The organism is Pelagovum pacificum (assembly GCF_016134045.1).
In the GTDB taxonomy this organism is placed as follows: domain Bacteria; phylum Pseudomonadota; class Alphaproteobacteria; order Rhodobacterales; family Rhodobacteraceae; genus Oceanicola; species Oceanicola pacificus_A.
This window is the reverse complement of the sequence record NZ_CP065915.1, coordinates 3,622,873-3,642,800: the sequence shown is the minus strand read 5'-3', so window position 1 is coordinate 3,642,800 and position 19,928 is coordinate 3,622,873. Positions and strand designations below refer to the sequence as shown.

Sequence of the window (19,928 nt, the reverse complement as noted above, 5' to 3'; positions counted from 1 at the left end):
CTGCCAAGCTCGTCATTGCCCTAGGGCAGAACCAGTTCCCATCCGACGTGGATGTTCTCCCGGTTGTCTCCGATCAGGTCGCGGTTGGCCTCGAGGATGCGGACGTAATCGTCCGGATCGCCGTAGTAGGCCTCCGCGATGGAACTCAGTGAATCGCCGCTCTCGACCACGTAAGTCTCCGGCCCGTCACGTTCGTTCGGGACGGGCGGCGCCTGTTCAGCTTCCGGCACGGCGATCTCGACCGGTTCCTCGGTCGCATCCTCGACCGGCGCCGTGCTGTCCATCGCTTCGCGCAGCGCGACTTCGACCGCGTCCATGGGCGTGTAGCCGTCCGGCAGGTAGGGGGCGAGGTCGACCCGGCCCTGTCCGGTGAGGATGGAGGCGGGGATCTCCACCCCCTCGACGTCGATCGACCGGGCGATCAGCGCGCTGATCTGCGCGTCGGTCCAGTCGAGCGTGAAGGCTTCGATCAGGGCGATGCGCAGCTCGTCCTGCGTCTGCGGAAAGCCCGACGCCGGCTCGGGCGCACCGGACACGTCCGCGAAGGTCGGTGCATCGGAGGCGACCTCGATCACCGGGACTTCGTCCTCTTCCGGCGCGGGCACCTGGGCGAGCAACGCGGCGGCATCGCGCAGCGCGTCGGCGGTGGCGGCGGGATCGGCGGACAGAAGCGGTTGAGAGGCGGCGCGAGTCACGGACACCCCGGTGCCGTCGTCGCGGCCATACAGGATGAAGGCGCAGACACCGACGGAGACGACGAACAGACCGAGCACGATGCGGATCATGCGCGCCGCTCCTCGGACGGGAGAGGCGTCAAGGCGGCAGTCTGGACCGTCTTGCGCGGCATGCGGAAACCCTTGGCGAGCGCGGCAGATGGAGTGGAGAAACCGCGCGGCGGCTTTGCACAACATCTAGTGTGAAACGTGATTCGTGGTCAACAGGCGGTGATTCGTTTTTGCCCGTTCAGGCGAGATTTTCGCGGATTACGTGCCCGGCGAGGTAGAGCGAGCCGCAGATCAGGATGCGACTGCCCGGATGTGCCTCAGCGATGTTCCGGATCGCGGAACGGATGTCGGGCGCTTCCGTCACCTCGGCGAACCCGACCGCGCGCGCCTCGGTGGCGGTCACCGCCGCAGGCAGGGTCGCCGTCTCGTCCGGGATCTCGAATGCGGTCAGGCTGTCGCCATGCCGCGCGAGGGGGCGCAGGTAGCCCTTCACGTCCTTGGTCGACAGCATTCCGCAGATCATGTGCGTCGGCTTCTTCGCCATCGCCGAGAGCGTGCCCGCCATCGCCTCACCGGCCGCCGGGTTGTGCCCGCCGTCGAGCCACAGCTCGCAAGTCCCGGCGAGGTCGACCAGCGACCCGGAGGTCATCCGCTGCATCCGCGCCGGCCACTCGGCCTGCGTCATCGCCGCCTCGCACTCCGTCTCGCCGAAGCCGAGATACCGCAGCCCGGCGATCACGCCGCCCGCGTTGTCGATCTGATGCGGTCCCGGCAGGACCGGACGGGGCAGGTCGAGCAATCCGTGGTCGTCCTGGTAGACCAGCCGCCCGCGCTCCTCCGATACTTGCCAGTGCTGGCCGAGCGCGAGCAGCGGCGCGCCGAGCCGCGCGGCCTTCGCCTCGATCACCTCGAGCGCTTCCTCGTGCTGGCGGCCGACGACGCAAGGCACGCCCCGCTTCAGAATGCCCGCCTTCTCGCCCGCGATCGCTTCCAGCGTATCGCCGAGATATTGCTGATGGTCGTAGTCGACCGACGTGATGACCGTCAGCGCTGGCTTGGCAACCACGTTCGTCGCGTCGAGCCGCCCGCCAAGCCCGACCTCGAGCAGCGTGTAATCCGCCGGAACCTCCGACATGGCGAGGATGCCGGCGCAGGTGGTGATCTCGAAATAGGTGATCTCTTCGCCGCCGTTCGCCTCGTAGCAGCGGTCGAGCACTTCGGTCAGCGCGTCCTCGGTAATCAGCTCTCCCGCCAGCCGGATGCGTTCGTGGAACCGGGCGAGATGCGGCGAGGTATAGGCATGGACCACCTTGCCGCCGGCTTCGAGCCCGGCGCGCAGCATGGCCTGCGTCGATCCCTTGCCGTTGGTCCCGGCGATATGCACCACCGGCGGCAGCTTGTCCTGCGGATTGCCCAGTGCCTCGAGCAGCCGCCACATGCGGTCGAGCGTCAGGTCGATGATCTTCGGGTGCAGGGACGTCATCCGCTGAAGGATGACGTCAGAGGTCTGACTCACTCGGCCTTTTCCTCGGCGGTCTTCGCGTCCGTCGCCTTGGGCTCCGGCGCGGGAAGGGTCGATTCCGGCGATGCGGGCTCCGGCGGAGGCAGGTCGCCCTTCACCGCCTGGTCGAGCCCGAGCAGCAGCCGGGTGATGGAGATCAGCTCATCCCGCATCTCGGTCCGCTTCGTCACACGGTCCAGCATCCCATGGTCGAGCAGATATTCCGCCCGTTGGAAGCCCTCGGGAAGCTTCTCGCGGATGGTCTGTTCGATCACGCGCGGCCCGGCGAAGCAGATCAGCGCGTTCGGCTCGGCGATCTGGACATCGCCCAGCATCGCGTAGGACGCGGTGACCCCGCCCGTCGTTGGGTGCGTGAGCACGACGATGTAGGGCAGGCCGGCCTCTTTCAGCATCTCCACCGCGATGGTGGTGCGCGGCATCTGCATCAGGGCGAGGATCCCCTCCTGCATCCGCGCGCCACCGGCGGCGGAGAACAGGATCAGCGGCCGCTTCGTCGCGACCGCACGCTCGGCGGCGGCGATAATGGCGTTGCCGACATACATCGACAGCGATCCGCCGATGAAGGTGAAGTCCTGCGCGGCGGCGACGATCGGCGTGCGGCCGATCTCGCCCTCGGCGACGAGCATCGCTTCCTTTTCGCCCGTCGTGCGCTGCGCGGCTTTCAGCCGGTCGGGATAGCGCTTCTGGTCGCGGAAATGCAGCGGGTCGGAGATCGGCTCCGGCACGGCGACCTCGGCGAACGTGCCGCCGTCGAACAGCGCCTTGAACCGCTCGCGCGGCGTGATCGCCATGTGATGCCCGCAATTGGTGCAGACGTTCAGGTTATCGCTGAGTTCCCGATGGAACAGCATCGTCCCGCATTCATCGCACTTGGTCCACAGATTCTCGGGCACTTCGCGGCGCGAGAAGATGGAATTGATGCGGGGGCGGACGTAGTTGGTGATCCAGTTCATGCGGCCCTCATTGCGCTCGGGCTCCGAAATAAGACGCGTGAGGGTGGAATGCAATCAACCGGGCAGGGAGGCCCTCCGTCGGCGTGATCCGACCGGCAGGCAGGCGGCGGCCTCTGCCCCGACGCGCAGCCGGACGACAACGCCGACCGCGACGATCATCCACAGCCCGATGGCTTGCCCGATCGGGAAGTCGAACGGCTCCGGAATGATCCGCGCCGGGGCGCCCGTTCCGAAGCCGACGAGCGTGACGTAGAAATTGTTGGTCAGGTGAAAGGCCCAGGCGGCGGCGAGGTTACCGGTCCGGTAGGTCAGCATCGTGGTGATGACCCCGACCGCGAAGGCATAGGACCAGTGCTCGTGCAGCAGACCGAAGAGCGATGATTGGATCAGCGTCGCGACGAGGAACGTCGTGGGCGTGATGCCTGCCAGCCATCGCTGCAGGAACCCGCGAAACACGATCTCCTCGATCAGCGTCTGTGCGGGCAACAGAAGGAAGATGGCGAGCGCGGCGAACGGTGCGGCGGCGAACCCGGCCAAGGGATCGACCGCGCCGGAGGTGATCTGCCAGACGGCGACGCCCGCGAAGGGCGGCGCGACGATCGCGAGCGCGGTCAGCAGGTCGCGGCGGAACGCGCGCCCCTCTCCCAGCCAACGCAGGGCGGAGAAGCCGAGCACGACACGATGCGCCGCGAGGAACAGCAGCCACAGGACCGGCCCGCTCAGCAACATCAACAGGATCAACTGGTGCGCCGACTGGCGGAGCGCGTCGGGCGTCTCGGCGCCCCCGACGCGCAGCGGGGCGGACCGCACCAGCGCAATCCAGTCGTTGGGCAGCGCGCCGAAGGTTGAAGCAGTGACCAGCGTCGCCACGAACACGACGAAACCGGTCACTGTAACGCCGATCAAAGCCAGCCCGCGCAAGGCGGAAATCTCTGGATAGACCGGGGGATCAACGAGGGGATCACTCGTACGCATGTCCGCAACCTGATCGGGATTTTAGACGATTTTTGGGCCGGATCGCGGGCGAGTCGGATCCACTTGCCGCTCAAACGAGGCGGGGATAGACCACGACCCAACGGAACCGGAGGAAGCGAAATGCTCAAGGGCAAGATGGACAAGTCGAAACTGCCAAGCCGCCATGTGACCGACGGCCCGGCACGAGCACCGCACCGCTCCTACATGTATGCCATGGGCCTCTCCGAGGAAGAGATCGGCCAGCCGCTCGTCGGCGTCGCCACCTGCTGGAACGAGGCCGCGCCCTGTAACATCGCACTGTCCCGCCAGGCACAGTCGGTGAAGCTCGGCGTGAAGTCCGCCAGCGGCACCCCGCGCGAATTCACCACGATCACCGTCACCGACGGCATCGCCATGGGCCATGAGGGCATGCGCTCCTCGCTCGCCAGCCGTGAGGCGATCGCGGACACCGTCGAACTCACCATGCGCGGCCACTGCTACGACGCGCTCGTCGGTCTCGCAGGCTGCGACAAGTCGCTGCCGGGCATGATGATGGCGATGGTGCGGCTGAATACGCCGTCCGTCTTCATCTACGGCGGCTCGATCCTGCCGGGCAAAGTGCCCGCCGGTGCCGACGTTCCCGAAGAATTCGCGACTCGCGACCTGACCGTTCAGGACATGTTCGAAGCCGTCGGCCGCCATCAGAACGGCACGCTGTCGGACGCCGCGCTCGCAATTCTCGAGCGGGTGGCCTGCCCCTCCGCCGGGGCCTGCGGTGGCCAGTTCACCGCCAACACCATGGCCTGCGTGTCCGAGGCGATCGGCCTCGCGCTGTTCAACTCCTCCGGCGCACCCGCACCGTACGAGAGCCGCGACCAGTACGGCACCGCCTCCGGCGCCGCGGTCATGAACCTGCTCGAGAAGAACATCCGTGCCCGTGACGTCGTCACCCGCAAGGCGCTCGAGAACGCGGCCCGCGTCGTCGCCTGTACCGGCGGCTCCACCAACGCCGGCCTGCACCTGCCCGCCATCGCGCACGAGGCGGGGATCGACTTCGACCTGTTCGACGTCTGCGACATCTTCCACGACACGCCCTATTTCGTCGACCTGAAGCCGGGCGGCCAGTACGTCGCCAAGGACCTCTACGACGCCGGCGGCATTCCCGTCGTGATGAAGGAGCTCCGCAAAGCCGGCCTGATCCACGAGGATTGCATCACCGCTTCCGGTCGCACCATCGGCGAGGAACTCGACCTCATCGATCGCAACGTCGACGGCCGCGTCATCCACTCGATCGACACGCCCATCACCAAGACCGGCGGCGTTGTCGGCCTGAAGGGCAACCTCGCGCCCGACGGGGCGATCGTGAAGGTCGCGGGCATGAAGGAAGAAGAGCAGGTCTTCACCGGCCCCGCCCGCGTCTTCGAATCCGAGGAAGAGGCCTTCGAAGCCGTGAAAGCCCGGACCTACAACGAAGGCGAAGTTCTCGTCATCCGCAACGAGGGCCCCGCAGGCGGCCCCGGCATGCGCGAGATGCTGGCGACCACCGCCGCGCTCTCCGGTCAGGGCATGGGCAAGAAGGTCGCGCTCATCACCGACGGTCGCTTCTCCGGTGCGACGCGCGGCTTCTGCGTCGGCCACGTCGGCCCCGAAGCGGCGCACGGCGGTCCGATCGCGATGCTGAAGGACGGCGACCTCATCACGATCAACGCCGTGACCGGCGAACTGAGCGTCGATGTCTCGGACGAGGAACTCGCCGAGCGAAAGAAGGACTGGTCCGGCCCGCGTCCGACCAACTACGCCAGCGGCGCGGTCTGGAAGTTCGCCAAGCTCGTCGGCTCCACCCGTCTCGGCGCCGTGACGCACCCCGGCGCGAAGGCCGAAACGCACGTCTACATGGACCTCTGAGGATGCTGACCGCCGGTCGCGCGGCGCTCCTTGCGGTGGCCGCAGCCCTGTCGGGCTGCGGCACCGACCTCGGCGCGCCACTCGCCCGGCTTCAGCCCGGCGGCAACGCTCCCTCCACGTCGCTCGCGCTGCGCGATGGCGCGGTCACGGTGCGCGGTCCGGACAGCTACTGCGTCGACCGCACCGCCAGCCGCCCGGCTGACGGCTTCGCCATCATCGCAAGTTGCGCGCGCATCTCGGGCGAGGGCTCACCGCCCGCGCTTGATGCGCTCGTCACCGTCCAGGTCGGCACCCTTGGCAGCGCGATGGTCGACGGCTCCGAAGCCGCCGTTGCCGCCTACGTCCGGACCCCGGAGGGGCAGGCGCTGCTGGCGGACGGGCAGGCAGTGTCAGTCAGCGACGTGATGCAGCAACCCGGCCTCGTGCTCGTCGCTTTCCGCGGCACCACGGGAACGACGGACCCCCTCTCCCCTCCGGCATGGCGTGCCTTCTTTGACATAGGCGGCCGGCTCGTCACACTCGGCGTGCGCCCCTATCCGGACGTGCCCCTGACGGGAGACGCCGAACGCAGGTTGGCCGAACAGGCCGTCTCTGCCATCCGGGCGTCGAATCGCGGGCAGAGGTCCTAGAAACGGGCGCAGCGAACCACCCTGACTGTTTCAAAAGCGGAAACGGTTTGGCAGGTATGAACCAGAGCCGCGCCTCGGACGCGCGGCGGTGAACGAACGGATGGGGCATGGCGGCACGCGGCACCGGACCAATGGAAAAGGTTCTGCACGGGGCGAACCTCCGTCGCTGGCGGCGCTCGGCCCGGCAGGCCTGGTCAGAGAAACTGTCCGTCCTGCGCGAGAAGCGTAGCCGCGCCCGTGCCCTGCGGATGCAGCTCGACGAACTGCTCTATGTCGCGGACGAACGGCTCGCCCTTCCGCTGATTGGCAACACCGCGTTCCCCCGCCCGCGCGGCACCGACTGGTCATGGCGCCCGCAGCTCTGGCGCGGCCCGATCGGCAGCAAAGGGATGGCCCCCGTCGAAACGCGAGAGATGTTCGGCGACGAGGTCACGGTCTTCCACGACTGCCGGATCAGCGAGCTGACACTGCGCCAGCTCCGCAACCTGCGGGAAGCCGACCTCGCGCCCTACGGTCTTCGCCTCGACGTGTTCCGCTTCGACGGTTCGTTTCTGTCCGTCGTGCTCGACCTGCCGCCGGATGCCGCGCTCAACGTGAAGAAGAAGCACCTGATCCGCCTCGATACGATCATCGAGACGGAATACCCGATCGAGATCTTCGCCCGTCTGAACATCAAGCACGGCCCCAACACGGAACAGATCGTCCGCGAACTGCCGCTCGGCGAGGCTGACGTGATGGTCGAATTCGACCTCGCCTACACCAAGCTGAACGAGAAGCGGGCGGAGAAGATGTGGATCGACCTGATCTTCGAGGGGCCGGAGATGAACCAGATCACGATCCGCGACCTGACCTTCAGCCGCTACCCGCGCGCAGAGCTGTGAGAGGCGAGCCATGAGCGACATCATCCTGACGAAGACCCGGCTCAACGAAGGTGTCTGGGAAGGTTTCCTGACCGGCTACACCGGCGACACGCCGCCCCGTATCCAGGCCACTCACGACGGCAAGGAACTGGAGGGCGTCGAAGTCAGCAAGGCGGAGGGCGGCCACGCGGTCCGATTGCCGATCCCGGCGTCGATCATCGCTGACGGCGTCCATACCGTGGTGCTCACCGAGCGCGAGTCGGGCGACCGACTGGCCACAGTGTCGATCGTCGCCGGCGATGCACTCGCCGACGACATCCGCGCCGAGGTCGACCTGCTCCGGGCGGAGCTCGACATGCTCAAGCGCGCGTTTCGCCGTCATTGTACCGAAACGGTCTGACAGCGGCCCCGACCGCGTCAATGTTTCGGATGACGTCAAGGTCAAGCGTGGCCGCGAGAACACGCCGCAATTTGCGGTGAACAGGCTCCAAAATACACACGGAACGCTTTGAAATCAGTGGCTTGTTGGCCTTCTGTACCCCCTCCGGTGCCTGTTTCGAATGCAGAATTGATTACTCAGAAACCGCTTTATTGTCGGCCCCGCGACGAAAATCTGCCCGAATTGCTCGCCAAACACGTGGCTGTCTCGATGAGCAAGCAGAAGGGCCGATAAATGGATCGCCTCACGGAAATGGAAGCCTTTGCCACGGTCGTTGACCAGGGTGGCTTCACCGATGCCGCGAAGAAGATGGGCATATCCAAATCGGCCGTCTCGAAGCACGTTTCGTCGCTGGAGGCGCGCCTTGGCGCCCGACTTCTCAATCGCACAACGCGACGCGTCTCCCCCACGGAGATCGGCCTCGCCTATTACGATCGCGCCCGCCGCGTCCTTAACGACGCTGGCGAAGCGGACGCTCTGGTTACCTCGATGCAGTCGGCCCCCTCAGGCCTGCTTCGGATCTCGGTCGCCACGGACTTTGGGGTGAACCACCTCTCACCCGTACTCGGGGACTTCCTGTCGGAATTCCCGGACATCACGGTCAACATGGTTCTCAACAACCGGTACGTGGAACTGATCTCGGAAGGCTTCGACATGGCAGTTCGGATCGGAGAGCTGGAAGACAGCACGCTCCGCGCCCGCAAACTGACCGAAACGACGAAGCGCATGATCGCCGCGCCCGGCTATTTCGAACAATATGGCCGGCCGCAGAAGATCGACGATCTGAACGAGCACAAGCTGCTCCACTACTCGAACCAGTCCAACGGTGCCGTCTGGAAGCTGACCGCCCCTTCGGGCGAAAAGCGCCAGGTGCGCACCGCTGGCTGGCTCACCGTCAACGACGGACAGTCGCTGCTGAATGCCTGCATCAGCGGGCTCGGCATCGCCTACCTGCCGTCCTTCCTTTACGCCGATGCGATGGCGAAGGGACTGGTGGAGGAAGCGATTCCCGATCTCCCGTCCGAGACGCAGGGCATCTACGCGGTCTATCCGCCGGGTCGTTTCACCCAGCCGAAGGTCCGCGCCTTCATCGATTTCCTCGTGCATAACTTTGCCGAGAAGGGTCCCGAGAAGTGGTGACAAACCAGGCGCGTCACCAGCCCAACTGAACGGCGCGGTCCCCGGACCGCGCCTTTTTCGTGTGCCTCACTCCGACAGGACGATCACTTCGACCCGGCGATTGGCCTCACGCCCCTCTTCCGTCAGGTTCGACGCGACCGGGGCGAGGTAGCCCATCCCGTGCGCCTCCAGCTGCCGGCGCGGGATGCCATAGGTTGTCGCCAGCCGCTCCAGCACCGACGCCGCGCGCCGCCGCGACAGCGCGATGTTGCCGTCGAGCGACCCTTCGCTGTCGGTATGTCCGACCAGCGCGACCCGGCGGTTCGGCACGCTCTCCAGATACTCCGCGAGCGCGGCGAGCGACTCGTAGGTCCCCTCGCCAAGCTGCGCCGACCCTGTCTCGAACGTAAGATCGCCGAGCGTGACATGCCCGGCCGTCTCCAGCCGCTCCCCGAAACTGCCGGGGGCGACCTGCTCCGCCGGCACCAGCGGCGCGCCCGGTGCCGCGCTCAGGCCCGCATCCTCGCCCGGCTCCCCGGTCGTGACGGAGGTGATCTGCAAGTACGCGGCCCGACTCGTCCGGCTGACGAGAAGCGCGGCATACTCGTCCTCGCCCTTTCGGGCGGACAGGTAGCGGAAGTCGTTCAGGCTGACGTGCATTGCCGGCGGCGGCAGTGTCTCGAGCGCGAAGCGGAAGTCGAACCCGCCGCAGGCCTCGGATTCACAGGTGTAGAGCGCGTCGAACCCCTCCGCCTCCAGCTGCTTAGCCAGCGGTTCGAGGATCTGCAGCGTTGTCAGCCCGGCCGCCTGCAGCCGCCACGCCTGCACCGACACCGTCCCCGACGCGTCCGCCATCGGAACGACCGACCCGTCGAACGGCCCCGATGCGATGGTTGTCGAATCGAGCGGCCTCTCCTCCTCCAGCGTCATCTCTGCCGAGGCCGGCAGGTCGAGCGACAGGCAGAACGCCGGAACCGGCAACAGTCCGGCGATGAGCAGGGAGCGGATCATCATTGGTCCAGTCCATCCGGATGCTTCCGGTAATGGTAGCCGCCATCCTCGGCGAAGCCGAGCGACCGGTAGAGCGCATTGCCCCCGGCGTTCGCCCGCGTCACCAGCAGGGCCAGCCGATCAGCGCCCTCGTCCCGCGCCCAGTTCGCGGATGCCACGCAGAGCAGGCGACCGATTCCCTTGCGCCGGTGCGCCGCCGCCGTCTCAAGCGCATGGATCATCGCGGCTCCGTCGGCGAGTGACAGGTGGACCGTCCCGGCCGGTTCGTCGCCAAGCCGGGCCAGCAGGCTTACCCTAGGTTCCGCCGCGCGCAGCATGATGTCGAGCCGCGACGGCCCTATGCCTCCCGCCGCCCAGATTTCGCGCTGCACCGCGACCGGCGGCCACGACAGGATCGCCTCGGCCTCGCCCGCGATCTCGGCAACCGGGGCCGAATAGAACGCCGTCGGGTCGGTAATTCCGTAGCCGCAATCCGCGAGCGCCCGGTCGAGCGCCGCTTCCCCGTCGCGCACCATGAAGAGCGGCACCTGCCCGAGGTCGCGCATCGCCTCCTCCGCCACCGACAGGTCCCCGACGTCGCCGGGCACAAGTGCCGTCGCCGCGCTTACCCGACTGCCACCGCCGCCGCCGCGCCGAATGCGCCAGCCACCGACGTCCGTAACACCGGCCGCAGGCCAGGTCGCGTCGATCAGCCGGGACAGCGCGTCGGCCTGCATCACGCGCCGAACAGGTCGGTCAGCTTGACCATCGCCTCGGATAGCCGTTCCGAATCGGTGCCCCGCACGACGATGTTCGAGCCGTAGGCGCCGTCCTTTTGGAACGGATAGGATCCGAACGACAGGTCGGAATATTCTTCGGACAGCGCCCGGAGCGGCCCGGCGATGTCGCCTTCGCCCCGCAGCACCCGCAACGATTGCGACAGCAGCGGCGTGCCGCCCGTCAGGGTCGGCAGGACGCTCGCCACCATCGCCTCGAATACGTTCGGCACGCCGGCCATCACGTGGACATTGCCGATGGTGAAGCCGGGCGCGACGCTCACCGGGTTCTCGATCAGGGTCGCCCCGTCGGGAATCCGAGCCATCCTCAGCCGCGCTTCGGTCACTTCCGACCCGGAGCGCGCGTAATGCGCCTCCAGCAGCTCGCGCGCATCGTCGCGCACGTCGATGCCGACGCCGAACGATTCGGCGATGCAATCGGCGGTGATGTCGTCATGTGTCGGGCCGATCCCGCCGCTGGTGAAGACATGATCGACCTTCGCGCGCAGGTCGTTCACCGCTCCGACGATTGCCTCGGTCTTGTCGGAGACGACGCGCGCCTCGACGAGATCGATGCCGACTTCGGTCAGCCGTCCGGCAAGGTGGTTCAGGTTGGAATCGCGGGTGCGGCCGGAGAGGATCTCGTCCCCGATGACAAGCATCGCGGCAGTGGGGTTGGGCATTGTTGGGTCTCCCTTGTTGCGAAGGTATAGGGTCAGCCCATGCGCTTTTCCAATCCCCTCGTCCCCGCGACACTTGTCCGCCGTTACAAGCGTTTCCTCGCGGATGTCGCGCTTCCGGACGGCCGGACGGTAACGGCCCATTGTCCGAATCCGGGCGCGATGACCGGACTGGCGGAGCCCGGCACCCGCGTCTGGCTGGAGCCGAGCACCAACCCGAAAAGCAAGCTCGACTGGGGATGGCGCCTGACCGAGCTCGCCGACGGCACCTTCGCCGGCATCGACACCGGCGCGGCGAACCGCGTGGTCGCCGAGGCGCTCAACGCCCGGACGATTGACGGCCTGCCGCCCTACGACGAGGTGCGCCCTGAAGTTGCCTATGGCGAGGGCAGCCGGGTCGACTTCCGCCTCTCCGGACCCGCGACGACATGGCTCGAGGTGAAGAGCGTGACGCTCAGCCGCACCCCCGGACTGGCGGAATTCCCCGACACGGTCACCGCGCGCGGCGCCCGCCACCTCCGCGACCTTGCCACGATGGCGGGGCAGGGCGACCGCGCGGTTCTCCTGTTCCTCGTTCAGCGCACTGACGCGACACATTGGGACGTTGCGGCGGACATCGACCCGGCCTACGCGGCGGCGCTCGAAGAGGCCGAACGCGCCGGTGTCGAGGTGCTCTGCTTTGACGCCACAATGGATCAATTCGGCGTCACACTGGCGGATCCGGTGCCCCGGCGCGGGAGCGCCGCTCTCGACGGGCTTTCATCCGGGGCCGTGACGTCCTAAATTCAGCGCAACGAAAGAGGACCGGACCGTGGACGACGCACGCAGCAAACTGACCCGAGACGGCATTCGCATCTACGAGGACGCGGATTTCGCCGGCATGCACGCGGCGGGCAGGCTCGCCGCAGAAATCCTCGACCGGATCGCGCCGCACGTCGTCCCCGGCCAGAACACCGGAGAGCTCGACCGCCTCATCACCGAGTGGGTCCATGCCGAGGGCGCGAAGTCCGCAACCATCGGCTACAAGGGCTACCAGCACGCCAGCTGCATCAGCGTGAACCACGTCGTCTGCCACGGGATCCCCGGCAACAAGGTGCTCAAGGACGGCGACATCCTGAATATCGACGTCACCGTGATCGTCGACGGCTGGTTCGGCGACACGAGCCGGATGTACGTCGCCGGCAAACTGCCCCGCAAGGCGGAGCGGCTGCTTCAGGTTACCCACGATTCGCTGATGAAGGGGATCGAGGCGGCGAAGCCCGGCAACACCTTCGGTGACATCGGCCACGCGATCCAGACTTACGCCGAGGCGAACCGCATGTCGGTCGTCCGCGATTTCTGCGGCCACGGCCTCGGCCGCGTGTTCCATGCGCCGCCGAACGTCCTGCACTACGGTCGTCCGGGAACCGGGCCACGGATCGAGGAAGGCATGTTCTTCACGATCGAGCCGATGGTGAACCTCGGCCGTCCGGAAACCAAGGTCCTCGCCGACGACTGGACCGCAGTGACGCGGGACAAGTCGCTGTCCGCGCAGTTCGAGCACTCGGTCGGGATCACCTCGACCGGCGCCGAAATCTTCACCGAATCTCCGGCGGGCCTGTTCCACCCCACATGGTCCTGATCCGGGCTCTCCTGCTGCTGCTTGCCTTCGCGGGCAGCGCGGCCGCCGACGTCGGCGCGATCCAGTCTGCTTGGCAGACCTGGGCGACCCAGAACGGCGTCCGCTCCAGCTCCATCGCGATCTCGCGCAACGGCGATGTGCTTGCCCGCTACGGTCTCGGCCGCGGCGCGGACGATCCCGCCCCGCTGGCGAGCCTGTCGAAAAGCATCACCGGCGCCTGCGTCATGCGGTTGGTCGACGCCGGTCGGCTCTCCACCGGCTCCACTGTCGGGCAGGTGCTCGGCGGGCGGTTCCAGATGACGCCCGGTGCGTCGCAGATCACCGTGGCCGAGCTTCTGACTCACACCTCCGGCATCAACCGCGACGTGACGCAGGGCCGTCCCTCGCCGTGGCGCGCCCGGGGCGGCGACCGCACGCCCGAGGTCACGGCGTCCGCCCTGTCGCGCCCGCCGGGGCCGAAGGGCTTCGCCTACAACAACGAGAATTACGCCGTCCTCGGCTCGATGATCGAGACGGTGACCGGTCAGAACTCCGCCAGCTACTGTCCACGGACGCTCGGCATCAACGCCAACGTCTCCTCCGACTTCGGTGGCGGCGTGTCCTGGGGCGGGTACGAGATGTCGGCCGCCGATTTCACCCGCTTCGCTTCGACCCTTCGCCCGCAGGGCAACTGGCCGCGTGCCGAGATGGGTGGCGGCATCGTCTACGGGCCGGGCGTGATGATGAAGGACGGCCGCGACGGCACGACGCTGTGGCACTTCGGATCCTGGTGCTTCCTGCTTGGCCGCAGCGCGGGCGCCTACTTCTTCCAGTTGCCCAACAGCTGGGGCGTGACGGTCACCTACGACCGCTGCCTGTCGAGCAACCAGACCCTCGCGCTCGACGCCGCGCTTACGGCCGCGATCCGCTAGGCTCCGGCAGGCGGTCCCGCCAGCCGGGGCGCCGCATGTCGGTCACCTGTTCGAAATCGAACACCCGATCGGGAAGCGGCTCCACCACGACGCCGCCGAACCGCGCCTCGCTGACGAGCACCGGCCGCCGGGTCACGAGGCAGATTGCCGACCGGATTTCCCAGAATTGCGCTTCGCCTGCGAAACGAAAGCCGAGCCCGCCGAACAGGTGTGCGTTGAAGAACTCGATCCGGTTGCCGTCCCGGTCGTGTGTACGCCCCCGGCAATCACTGCAGAGATACCATGGATAGCGCGGGAATGCCGTCTGCGGCGCGCCGCAGGACGGGCAGAAATGGCCCGGCCAGTCAGTCGCCATCCCGCATCATGCGCCGCATCAGGAGGCTGAGAACCGTCTCTCCCGCGAGCGGGCTCGCCACATCGCCGATCAGGACCGGCGCGCCGAACGGCTCGGGCTTGGGCAGCGTCACGTCCTCCGCGCGTTGCGCGGTCTTCGTGCGGGGCACGGCAGGGAAGGAGGTCCACGTGGCGTCGCTCATGGATACGATGCTAGCAGCGCAAGGGTTTTTGCCAATAGGCACCTTGCGCAGAGGCGTTAACTATCTGTTAAGTCTTATGTTTCGCGCGCGAAACAAATGAGGGTCAGGTGCGTGTCGCCATACTTTCTCCGGTCCAGCAGGTCGAAACCCTCCGGCGGGTCGATGGGTGTACTGTCCTCGCAGACCACCACTGCGTCCGGGGCCAGCCAGCCACCGTCGACCGCTCGCGCCAGCGCCTTGGGCGCGAGCCCCTTGCCGTAAGGCGGATCGAGGAACACCAGCCCGCAACCCTCACCCGCGGGCAGCCGCGTGACGTCGCAGGTCAGCAGCGTCGCGTCGCCCTCGCGCCGGGCCTTGCCGAGGTTCTCCCGCAGGAGCCGCTGCGCCACCCGACCGCTGTCGACGAAGGTGCAATGCACAGCGCCCCGCGACAGGGCCTCCAGCCCGAGCGCACCAGTCCCGGCGAACAGGTCCAGCACCCGCACCCCGTCGGGCAGGCCGTGGCTGGCGAGGATGTTGAACAGGCTCTCCCGCACCCGGTCGGGCGTCGGACGCAGGTGCGCCCCGGCGTCGCCTTTCCCAACCTCGGCGAGGCGGAGGCCCCGGTGCTGACCGCCGATGATCCTCACGGGCGGAGCAGCGCCTTCATGTCGGTCGCCGGGTCGGTCACGACCTCCGGCGCAGGAGATTTACCAGCCTCGATCAGGCGCTTGCCGATCATGTAATTGCGCGGGTCGTTCATCGCGTCCACCGCGATCAGCCGGTCGCCGGCGTAGTACCAGTGCGACACGGCACCGTCGTCGCTCTTGCGGACATGGACCGAATCGTAGCCCCGGTTGAGGCCGCCGATCTGCAGCTTGAGGTCGTATTGATCCGACCAGAACCACGGTTTCGCCTGGTAGGGCTGTTCCCGCCCAAGCATGTTCAGCGCGACGGCCTCAGCCATGTCGATGGCGTTGCCGACACTTTCCAGCCGGATCCGCTCGCCGCCCCAAGGAAAGCTCGCACAGTCGCCGGCGGCCCAGACGGTCGGCTCGGACGTGCGTCCGTACGCGTCTACCGCGATCCCGTTGTCGCAGGCGATGCCCGCGCTCTCGGCAAGGATCGAGGCGGGGGCGATGCCGACGCCGACGATAGCGAAGTCGAGCTCGATTTCCGTGCCATCGGTGAACCGCGCACCCGTCACCCGGTCGGTGCCGATCAGCCGGTCGAGGCCGACGCCCTCGCGTACTTCGACACCATGAGACGCGTGAAGGTCGCGGAAGAAATCGGAAGTCACTTCGGCCGCGACTCGTTGCAGGATGCGCGGTGCCATCTCGACCAGCGTGACCTTGAGACCCTTCTTCGACGCGACCGCCGCCGCTTCCAGCCCGATATAGCCGCCCCCGATCACCAGGACCCGGCGGCCCTCCGTCATCTCGGGCGCCAGCGCGTCGGCGTCGGCAAGGTCGCGCATCGCGTAGACCCCGTCGAGATCGCCGCCGATCGCCGCGGGCAATGTGCGCGGATCGCTCCCCGTCGTGAGGGCAAGCTGGTCGTAGGTGAGGTTCTCCCGGTCGTCGAGCGACACTGTCCGCGTGCGCGTGTCGATTCCGGTCACGCGTCGCCCGGTGCGCAGCGTGATGTTGTTGTCTTCGTACCAGGCGGCTGGCCGCAGATAGAGCCGCGCCTCCTCCATCTCGCCCAGCAGGTAAGCCTTGGACAGGGGCGGCCTCTGGTAGGGCGGAACCGGTTCCGCGCCGATCAGGGTGATGTCGCCGTCGAACCCTTCGGAGCGCAGCTTCGCGACGAGGGAGGCCCCCGCCTGTCCGGCGCCGATCACGACGAAATGCGTCATTTCACATGGCTCCCGCTGGCACTGTCGGTGGCAGGTTCTATATCCGCAGGTGAACGAGGAAAATGCAAAAGGACAGGACCGACATGAGCATTTCTGTAGGAGACACCCTTCCCGATGGCACCATGTTGGTGCTTGGCGCCGAGGGCCCGGAGCAGGTCGAGCTAGGGCCGAAGCTGAAGGGCCGGAAGGTCGTGATCTTCGGTCTGCCGGGCGCCTACACCGGCACCTGTACCACCGCGCACGTGCCGAGCTTCATCCGGACCATCGACCAGCTGAAGGAAAAGGGCGTGGACGAGGTGATCTGTACCTCCGTCAACGATCCCTTCGTGATGCAGGCCTGGGGTGAGTCCACCGGCGCGTCGGATGCCGGGATCACGATGCTCGCCGATGCCGATGGCGCCTTCGCCAAGGCGATCGGCATGGCCTTCGACGCCCCGCCCGCCGGCTTTTACGGCCGTTCGCAGCGCTACGCGCTGATGGCCGAGGACGGCGTGGTCAAGGTGCTGAACGCCGAGGAGAATCCCGGTGTATGCGACATGTCCGGCGGCGAGGCGATGGTCGAGGCGATCTGATAGCGCCTAGTCCGGGTCGGTCTCGAACCGGGCGATGCCCTCGGGCAGCACGACCCACGGATGCCGGCGGCTCTCGTAGACCGAGTCCGCCGGTGCCGGGAACTCCGGATCTCCGAACGTTCCCACGGCGACGCTGACGAACTTGTCCTCGTAGCCGGCGACAAGATGGAAGACGGTCGATCCGCAGACCGGGCAGAAATGAAAGAGCGACCGGCTGCCGTGCCGGTCGCCCACTCTTTCGAACACCGTCGCTTCGCCGCGCACCGTCCAGGGTGGGCCGAAGCCCGCGAGCGTGGCGAAGACGCTGCCGGTCCGGCTCTGGCAGGCGAGGCAATGGCAGACGCCACCGCCGAACAGCTCCCCCTCCAGCACGATCGACAGTTGACCGCAGGTGCAGGAAGCGGTGCGCGCCATCGGTTTACTTTGCCGCCTGCGAGGGACGCGCGATGGTCAGCGGGTCCTCGGACTTGTCGAACACAACTGTCCGGGTCGGGAAGGGAATCGGCACCCCGGCGGCGTCGAGCTCTTCCTTCACTTTGCGGGTCATGTCGGTCTGAAAGCCCCAGGCATCGGCGTTGTTGCACCAGACCCGCACCATGAAATCGACCGAGCTCTCGTTGAGGTTGGAGACCTGGAGCCACGGCTCCGGATCCTTCAGGGCGCGCGGGTCGGAGGTGATCGTCTCGCGGATCACGCGTTCCGCCTCGGCGAGGTTTGCGCCGTAGCCGACGCCGAAGGTCCATTGCACACGCCGCTGGTCGTAGCTCGAATAGTTCTGGATCGTGTTTCCCCAGACTTCGGAGTTGGGGATGATGTGTTGGACGTTCTGAAGGTCGGCGAGCTCCGTGTAGTTCAGCGAGATGTCCTTCACCGTGCCTGTCACGTCGTTCACCACGACGAAGTCGCCGATCCGGATCGGCCGGAAGAAGATCAGCATCACGCCCGCCGCGATGTTCGACAGAGTGCCCTGAAGGGCCAGCCCGACGGCAAGACCGGCGGCACCGATGACGGCGACGACCGACGTCGTGCGCACGCCGAACGTGTTCAGCACGAACAGCACCGTGAAGGCGAAGATGGCATACCACGCGAGGTCGCCGATGAATCCGAACAGGGCCCGGTCGAGATTTGCGTTCTTCTCCGCCAGCCGTTCGATTCGGCGGCTCACGAAGCGGGCGAGCCAGAGTCCGATCAGCAGAATCGCCGCAGCCGCCAGCACGTTGCCGAGTATCGAGGCGATGAAGTCGACCGTCAGCACGTCGCCAAGTGTCGTGCCGTTCCAGATTTCCGTGTTCAGAAGACCTTGCATGCCGAGCCCGTGTCCTTTCGTTATCCGTCGCGGCAGTGACTTAGCTCACTTTTCCGCGAGGGCGAGAGGGCGGGATCAGGAGGCGGCGAGGCTGTCCATCTTCTGCGACAGTTTCGCATCGAGCGTGGTCAGACCGCCGGTGTCGTGCGTTGTCAGCCGCACGGTGACCGTCTTGTAGACGTTGGACCATTCGGGATGGTGGTTCAGCTTCTCCGCCCACATCGCGCACCGGGCCATGAAGCCGAAGGCCTCCACGAAGTTCCTGAACTCGAAAGTCTTCTCGATGGCCGTGCCGTCGTCGCTCAGCGTCCAGCCGGCAGCGACGGCGGCGTTCTTCTCGGCATCGGTGATGGGATCGGCTGGCATCAGTCCTGCTCCTCCACGTCGGTCGTTTTCCTGAACGGGCCGTAGCTCGTCAGCACTTCGATTTCCTCGTCCACCGCGTTCCGTTCCGCCCGCAGGTAACGGGCGATGGCGTCGCGGAAATTCGCATCGCCGATCCAGTGCAGTGAGTGCGTTGTCACCGGCAGGTAGCCCCGGGCCAGCTTGTGCTCGCCCTGTGCGCCGGCCTCGACCGTGTCGAGCCCGTGGGCGATCGCGTAGTCGATGGCGCGGTAATAGCAGAGCTCGAAATGCAGGCAGGGGTGATGTTCGAGACATCCCCAATAGCGCCCGAACAGCCGCTCGCGCCCGATGAAGTTCAATGCTCCGGCGACGGGCCGCCCCTCGCGGATGGCGAGGCAAAGCAGCATGTCGTCGCGCATCGTCTCCTGCGCGATGTCGAAGAATTCCCGCGTGAGGTAGGGCGTGCCCCACTTCCGGCTGCCGGTGTCCTGGTAGAAACGCCAGAACCAGTCCCAGTGCCACGGCTCGATCTCGTCACCGGTAAGGCTGACGATCTCTCCACCGAAGTCCTGCGCCTGACGACGCTCCTTGCGGATGTTCTTGCGCTTGCGGCTCGACAGCGCGTCGAGGAAGCCGTCAAAATCCGCGTAACCCTCGTTGTGCCAATGGTATTGCTGGGTGATGCGGTGGAGCAGGCCCATCTCGGCCCCGGCCAGCGCTTCCGCCTCGGTGCAGAAGGTCGCGTGCGCAGTGGCGAGGCCGTTGTCCGCCGCGATCTGCACGGTGCCTTGCACCAGCGCGGACATGCCGGTCATCTCCTGCCCCGGACGGGTGAGGAAGCGGCGACCCGTGGCGGGTGTGAAGGGCACGGCGATCTGGAGCTTCGGGTAATACTCGCCGCCCGCGTTCTCGTAGGCGTGGGCCCAGTTGAAATCGAAGATATACTCGCCCTGGCTGTGGCTCTTGGCATAGAGCGGCGCGGCCGCGATCATCTCGCCGCCCTGCCGCGCGACGAGGTAGCGGGGCTGCCAGCCGGTGCCCGGCCCGACGGAGCCACTGTCTTCCAGCGCCTTCAGGAAACGGTAGCTGGTGAAGGGATCGCTCGGGCGACCGCCGTCCGCCGACTCGGGGCAGGCGCAGGCATCCCAGTCGGCCGGAGCGATGTCGTCCAGCGAGGGATGCGCGGTCAGCTCGATGGTGGTCCCGTCCATGCCTGACCAGATGGTCTCTCACCCGCGCGGGTCAATG

Annotated in this window: 24 protein-coding genes; 9 read left to right on the top strand and 15 right to left on the bottom strand. The window is 66.9% G+C overall.

What is annotated here, in order from left to right; genetic code table 11:
- Positions 1-20: 20 nt before the first annotated feature.
- The 4 genes from I8N54_RS17925 to I8N54_RS17910 form a co-directional block, all read right to left on the bottom strand.
- Complete coding sequence (locus tag I8N54_RS17925; RefSeq protein ID WP_197097584.1) at positions 21-785, bottom strand: LysM peptidoglycan-binding domain-containing protein; 765 nt, start codon at positions 783-785, stop codon at positions 21-23.
- A 178-nt stretch (positions 786-963) separates the two neighbouring features.
- On the bottom strand, positions 964-2,241 hold the full coding sequence (locus I8N54_RS17920; RefSeq protein WP_140195372.1) for a bifunctional folylpolyglutamate synthase/dihydrofolate synthase: 1,278 nt from the start codon (positions 2,239-2,241) through the stop codon (positions 964-966).
- The gene (gene accD, locus I8N54_RS17915; protein ID WP_140195373.1) at positions 2,238-3,200 is read right to left on the bottom strand and encodes an acetyl-CoA carboxylase, carboxyltransferase subunit beta; all 963 of its coding nucleotides are present in this window, start codon (positions 3,198-3,200) and stop codon (positions 2,238-2,240) included. Before accD ends, I8N54_RS17920 begins: the two co-directional genes overlap by 4 nt.
- Before the next feature lie 54 nt (positions 3,201-3,254).
- On the bottom strand, positions 3,255-4,175 hold the full coding sequence (locus tag I8N54_RS17910; protein WP_140195375.1) for a CPBP family intramembrane glutamic endopeptidase: 921 nt from the start codon (positions 4,173-4,175) through the stop codon (positions 3,255-3,257).
- Positions 4,176-4,295: 120 nt separating this feature from the next.
- On the opposite strand from I8N54_RS17910, the gene ilvD reads away from it, so the two are divergent.
- The 5 genes from ilvD to I8N54_RS17885 all read left to right on the top strand — a co-directional run bounded on the left by ilvD (position 4,296) and on the right by I8N54_RS17885 (position 9,127).
- Positions 4,296-6,059, top strand: coding sequence for a dihydroxy-acid dehydratase (ilvD, locus tag I8N54_RS17905; protein ID WP_140195377.1), 1,764 nt, complete (start codon positions 4,296-4,298; stop codon positions 6,057-6,059).
- Between the two features lie 2 nt (positions 6,060-6,061).
- The gene (locus I8N54_RS17900) at positions 6,062-6,688 is read left to right on the top strand and encodes a hypothetical protein (protein ID WP_140195379.1); all 627 of its coding nucleotides are present in this window, start codon (positions 6,062-6,064) and stop codon (positions 6,686-6,688) included.
- Between the two features lie 107 nt (positions 6,689-6,795).
- Positions 6,796-7,569 (top strand): DUF6478 family protein, encoded by a 774-nt coding sequence (locus tag I8N54_RS17895; protein WP_140195381.1) that lies wholly within the window; start codon positions 6,796-6,798, stop codon positions 7,567-7,569.
- 10 nt (positions 7,570-7,579) lie between these two features.
- Positions 7,580-7,948, top strand: coding sequence for a hypothetical protein (locus tag I8N54_RS17890; RefSeq protein ID WP_140195383.1), 369 nt, complete (start codon positions 7,580-7,582; stop codon positions 7,946-7,948).
- A gap of 273 nt (positions 7,949-8,221) precedes the next feature.
- Positions 8,222-9,127: a LysR family transcriptional regulator gene (locus I8N54_RS17885; RefSeq protein WP_140195385.1), complete on the top strand. Its 906-nt coding sequence runs from the start codon at positions 8,222-8,224 to the stop codon at positions 9,125-9,127.
- Positions 9,128-9,193: 66 nt separating this feature from the next.
- On the opposite strand, the gene I8N54_RS17880 is transcribed toward I8N54_RS17885, so the two are convergent.
- Genes I8N54_RS17880 through I8N54_RS17870 form a run of 3 tightly spaced genes read right to left on the bottom strand, consistent with a single transcriptional unit; the run spans position 9,194 to position 11,555 of the window.
- On the bottom strand, positions 9,194-10,120 hold the full coding sequence (locus I8N54_RS17880; RefSeq protein WP_332872147.1) for an OmpA family protein: 927 nt from the start codon (positions 10,118-10,120) through the stop codon (positions 9,194-9,196).
- The gene (locus tag I8N54_RS17875) at positions 10,117-10,833 is read right to left on the bottom strand and encodes a GNAT family N-acetyltransferase (RefSeq protein ID WP_140195756.1); all 717 of its coding nucleotides are present in this window, start codon (positions 10,831-10,833) and stop codon (positions 10,117-10,119) included. The genes I8N54_RS17880 and I8N54_RS17875 overlap by 4 nt, the downstream gene beginning before the upstream one ends.
- Positions 10,833-11,555 (bottom strand): competence/damage-inducible protein A, encoded by a 723-nt coding sequence (locus I8N54_RS17870; RefSeq protein WP_140195389.1) that lies wholly within the window; start codon positions 11,553-11,555, stop codon positions 10,833-10,835. The genes I8N54_RS17875 and I8N54_RS17870 overlap by 1 nt, the downstream gene beginning before the upstream one ends.
- A gap of 39 nt (positions 11,556-11,594) precedes the next feature.
- Here I8N54_RS17870 and sfsA point away from each other — a divergent pair, with 39 nt between their 5' ends.
- From sfsA to I8N54_RS17855, 3 genes are read left to right on the top strand one after another with little or no spacing between them, the layout of a single operon-like run.
- Positions 11,595-12,335: a DNA/RNA nuclease SfsA gene (gene sfsA / locus I8N54_RS17865; protein ID WP_140195391.1), complete on the top strand. Its 741-nt coding sequence runs from the start codon at positions 11,595-11,597 to the stop codon at positions 12,333-12,335.
- A 28-nt stretch (positions 12,336-12,363) separates the two neighbouring features.
- Positions 12,364-13,173 (top strand): type I methionyl aminopeptidase, encoded by an 810-nt coding sequence (map, locus tag I8N54_RS17860; RefSeq protein ID WP_140195393.1) that lies wholly within the window; start codon positions 12,364-12,366, stop codon positions 13,171-13,173.
- Positions 13,164-14,084, top strand: a complete 921-nt coding sequence (locus I8N54_RS17855; RefSeq protein WP_140195395.1) for a serine hydrolase domain-containing protein — start codon at positions 13,164-13,166, stop codon at positions 14,082-14,084. The genes map and I8N54_RS17855 overlap by 10 nt, the downstream gene beginning before the upstream one ends.
- Here I8N54_RS17855 and I8N54_RS17850 read toward each other — a convergent pair.
- From I8N54_RS17850 to I8N54_RS17835, 4 genes are all read right to left on the bottom strand, one after another.
- The gene (locus I8N54_RS17850) at positions 14,065-14,439 is read right to left on the bottom strand and encodes an ADP-ribosylglycohydrolase (RefSeq protein ID WP_140195397.1); all 375 of its coding nucleotides are present in this window, start codon (positions 14,437-14,439) and stop codon (positions 14,065-14,067) included. The genes I8N54_RS17855 and I8N54_RS17850 overlap by 20 nt on opposite strands.
- The gene (locus I8N54_RS17845) at positions 14,429-14,620 is read right to left on the bottom strand and encodes a hypothetical protein (protein WP_140195399.1); all 192 of its coding nucleotides are present in this window, start codon (positions 14,618-14,620) and stop codon (positions 14,429-14,431) included. The genes I8N54_RS17850 and I8N54_RS17845 overlap by 11 nt, the downstream gene beginning before the upstream one ends.
- A gap of 74 nt (positions 14,621-14,694) precedes the next feature.
- On the bottom strand, positions 14,695-15,249 hold the full coding sequence (rsmD, locus tag I8N54_RS17840) for a 16S rRNA (guanine(966)-N(2))-methyltransferase RsmD (protein WP_140195401.1): 555 nt from the start codon (positions 15,247-15,249) through the stop codon (positions 14,695-14,697).
- Entirely contained in the window at positions 15,246-16,457 is a 1,212-nt protein-coding gene (locus I8N54_RS17835) for an NAD(P)/FAD-dependent oxidoreductase (protein ID WP_140195403.1), read from the bottom strand. The genes rsmD and I8N54_RS17835 overlap by 4 nt, the downstream gene beginning before the upstream one ends.
- 83 nt (positions 16,458-16,540) lie before the next feature.
- On the opposite strand from I8N54_RS17835, the gene I8N54_RS17830 reads away from it, so the two are divergent.
- Positions 16,541-17,029 (top strand): peroxiredoxin, encoded by a 489-nt coding sequence (locus I8N54_RS17830; RefSeq protein ID WP_140195405.1) that lies wholly within the window; start codon positions 16,541-16,543, stop codon positions 17,027-17,029.
- A gap of 6 nt (positions 17,030-17,035) precedes the next feature.
- Here the strand turns inward: I8N54_RS17830 and I8N54_RS17825 are convergent, their stop codons facing one another.
- The 4 genes from I8N54_RS17825 to I8N54_RS17810 all read right to left on the bottom strand — a co-directional run bounded on the left by I8N54_RS17825 (position 17,036) and on the right by I8N54_RS17810 (position 19,891).
- On the bottom strand, positions 17,036-17,443 hold the full coding sequence (locus tag I8N54_RS17825) for a GFA family protein (protein ID WP_140195407.1): 408 nt from the start codon (positions 17,441-17,443) through the stop codon (positions 17,036-17,038).
- 4 nt (positions 17,444-17,447) lie between these two features.
- On the bottom strand, positions 17,448-18,335 hold the full coding sequence (locus I8N54_RS17820; protein ID WP_140195409.1) for a mechanosensitive ion channel family protein: 888 nt from the start codon (positions 18,333-18,335) through the stop codon (positions 17,448-17,450).
- A 75-nt stretch (positions 18,336-18,410) separates the two neighbouring features.
- The gene (locus I8N54_RS17815) at positions 18,411-18,701 is read right to left on the bottom strand and encodes a 4a-hydroxytetrahydrobiopterin dehydratase (RefSeq protein WP_140195411.1); all 291 of its coding nucleotides are present in this window, start codon (positions 18,699-18,701) and stop codon (positions 18,411-18,413) included.
- On the bottom strand, positions 18,701-19,891 hold the full coding sequence (locus I8N54_RS17810) for a GNAT family N-acetyltransferase (RefSeq protein WP_140195413.1): 1,191 nt from the start codon (positions 19,889-19,891) through the stop codon (positions 18,701-18,703). The genes I8N54_RS17815 and I8N54_RS17810 overlap by 1 nt, the downstream gene beginning before the upstream one ends.
- Between the last annotated feature and the right edge of the window lie 37 nt (positions 19,892-19,928).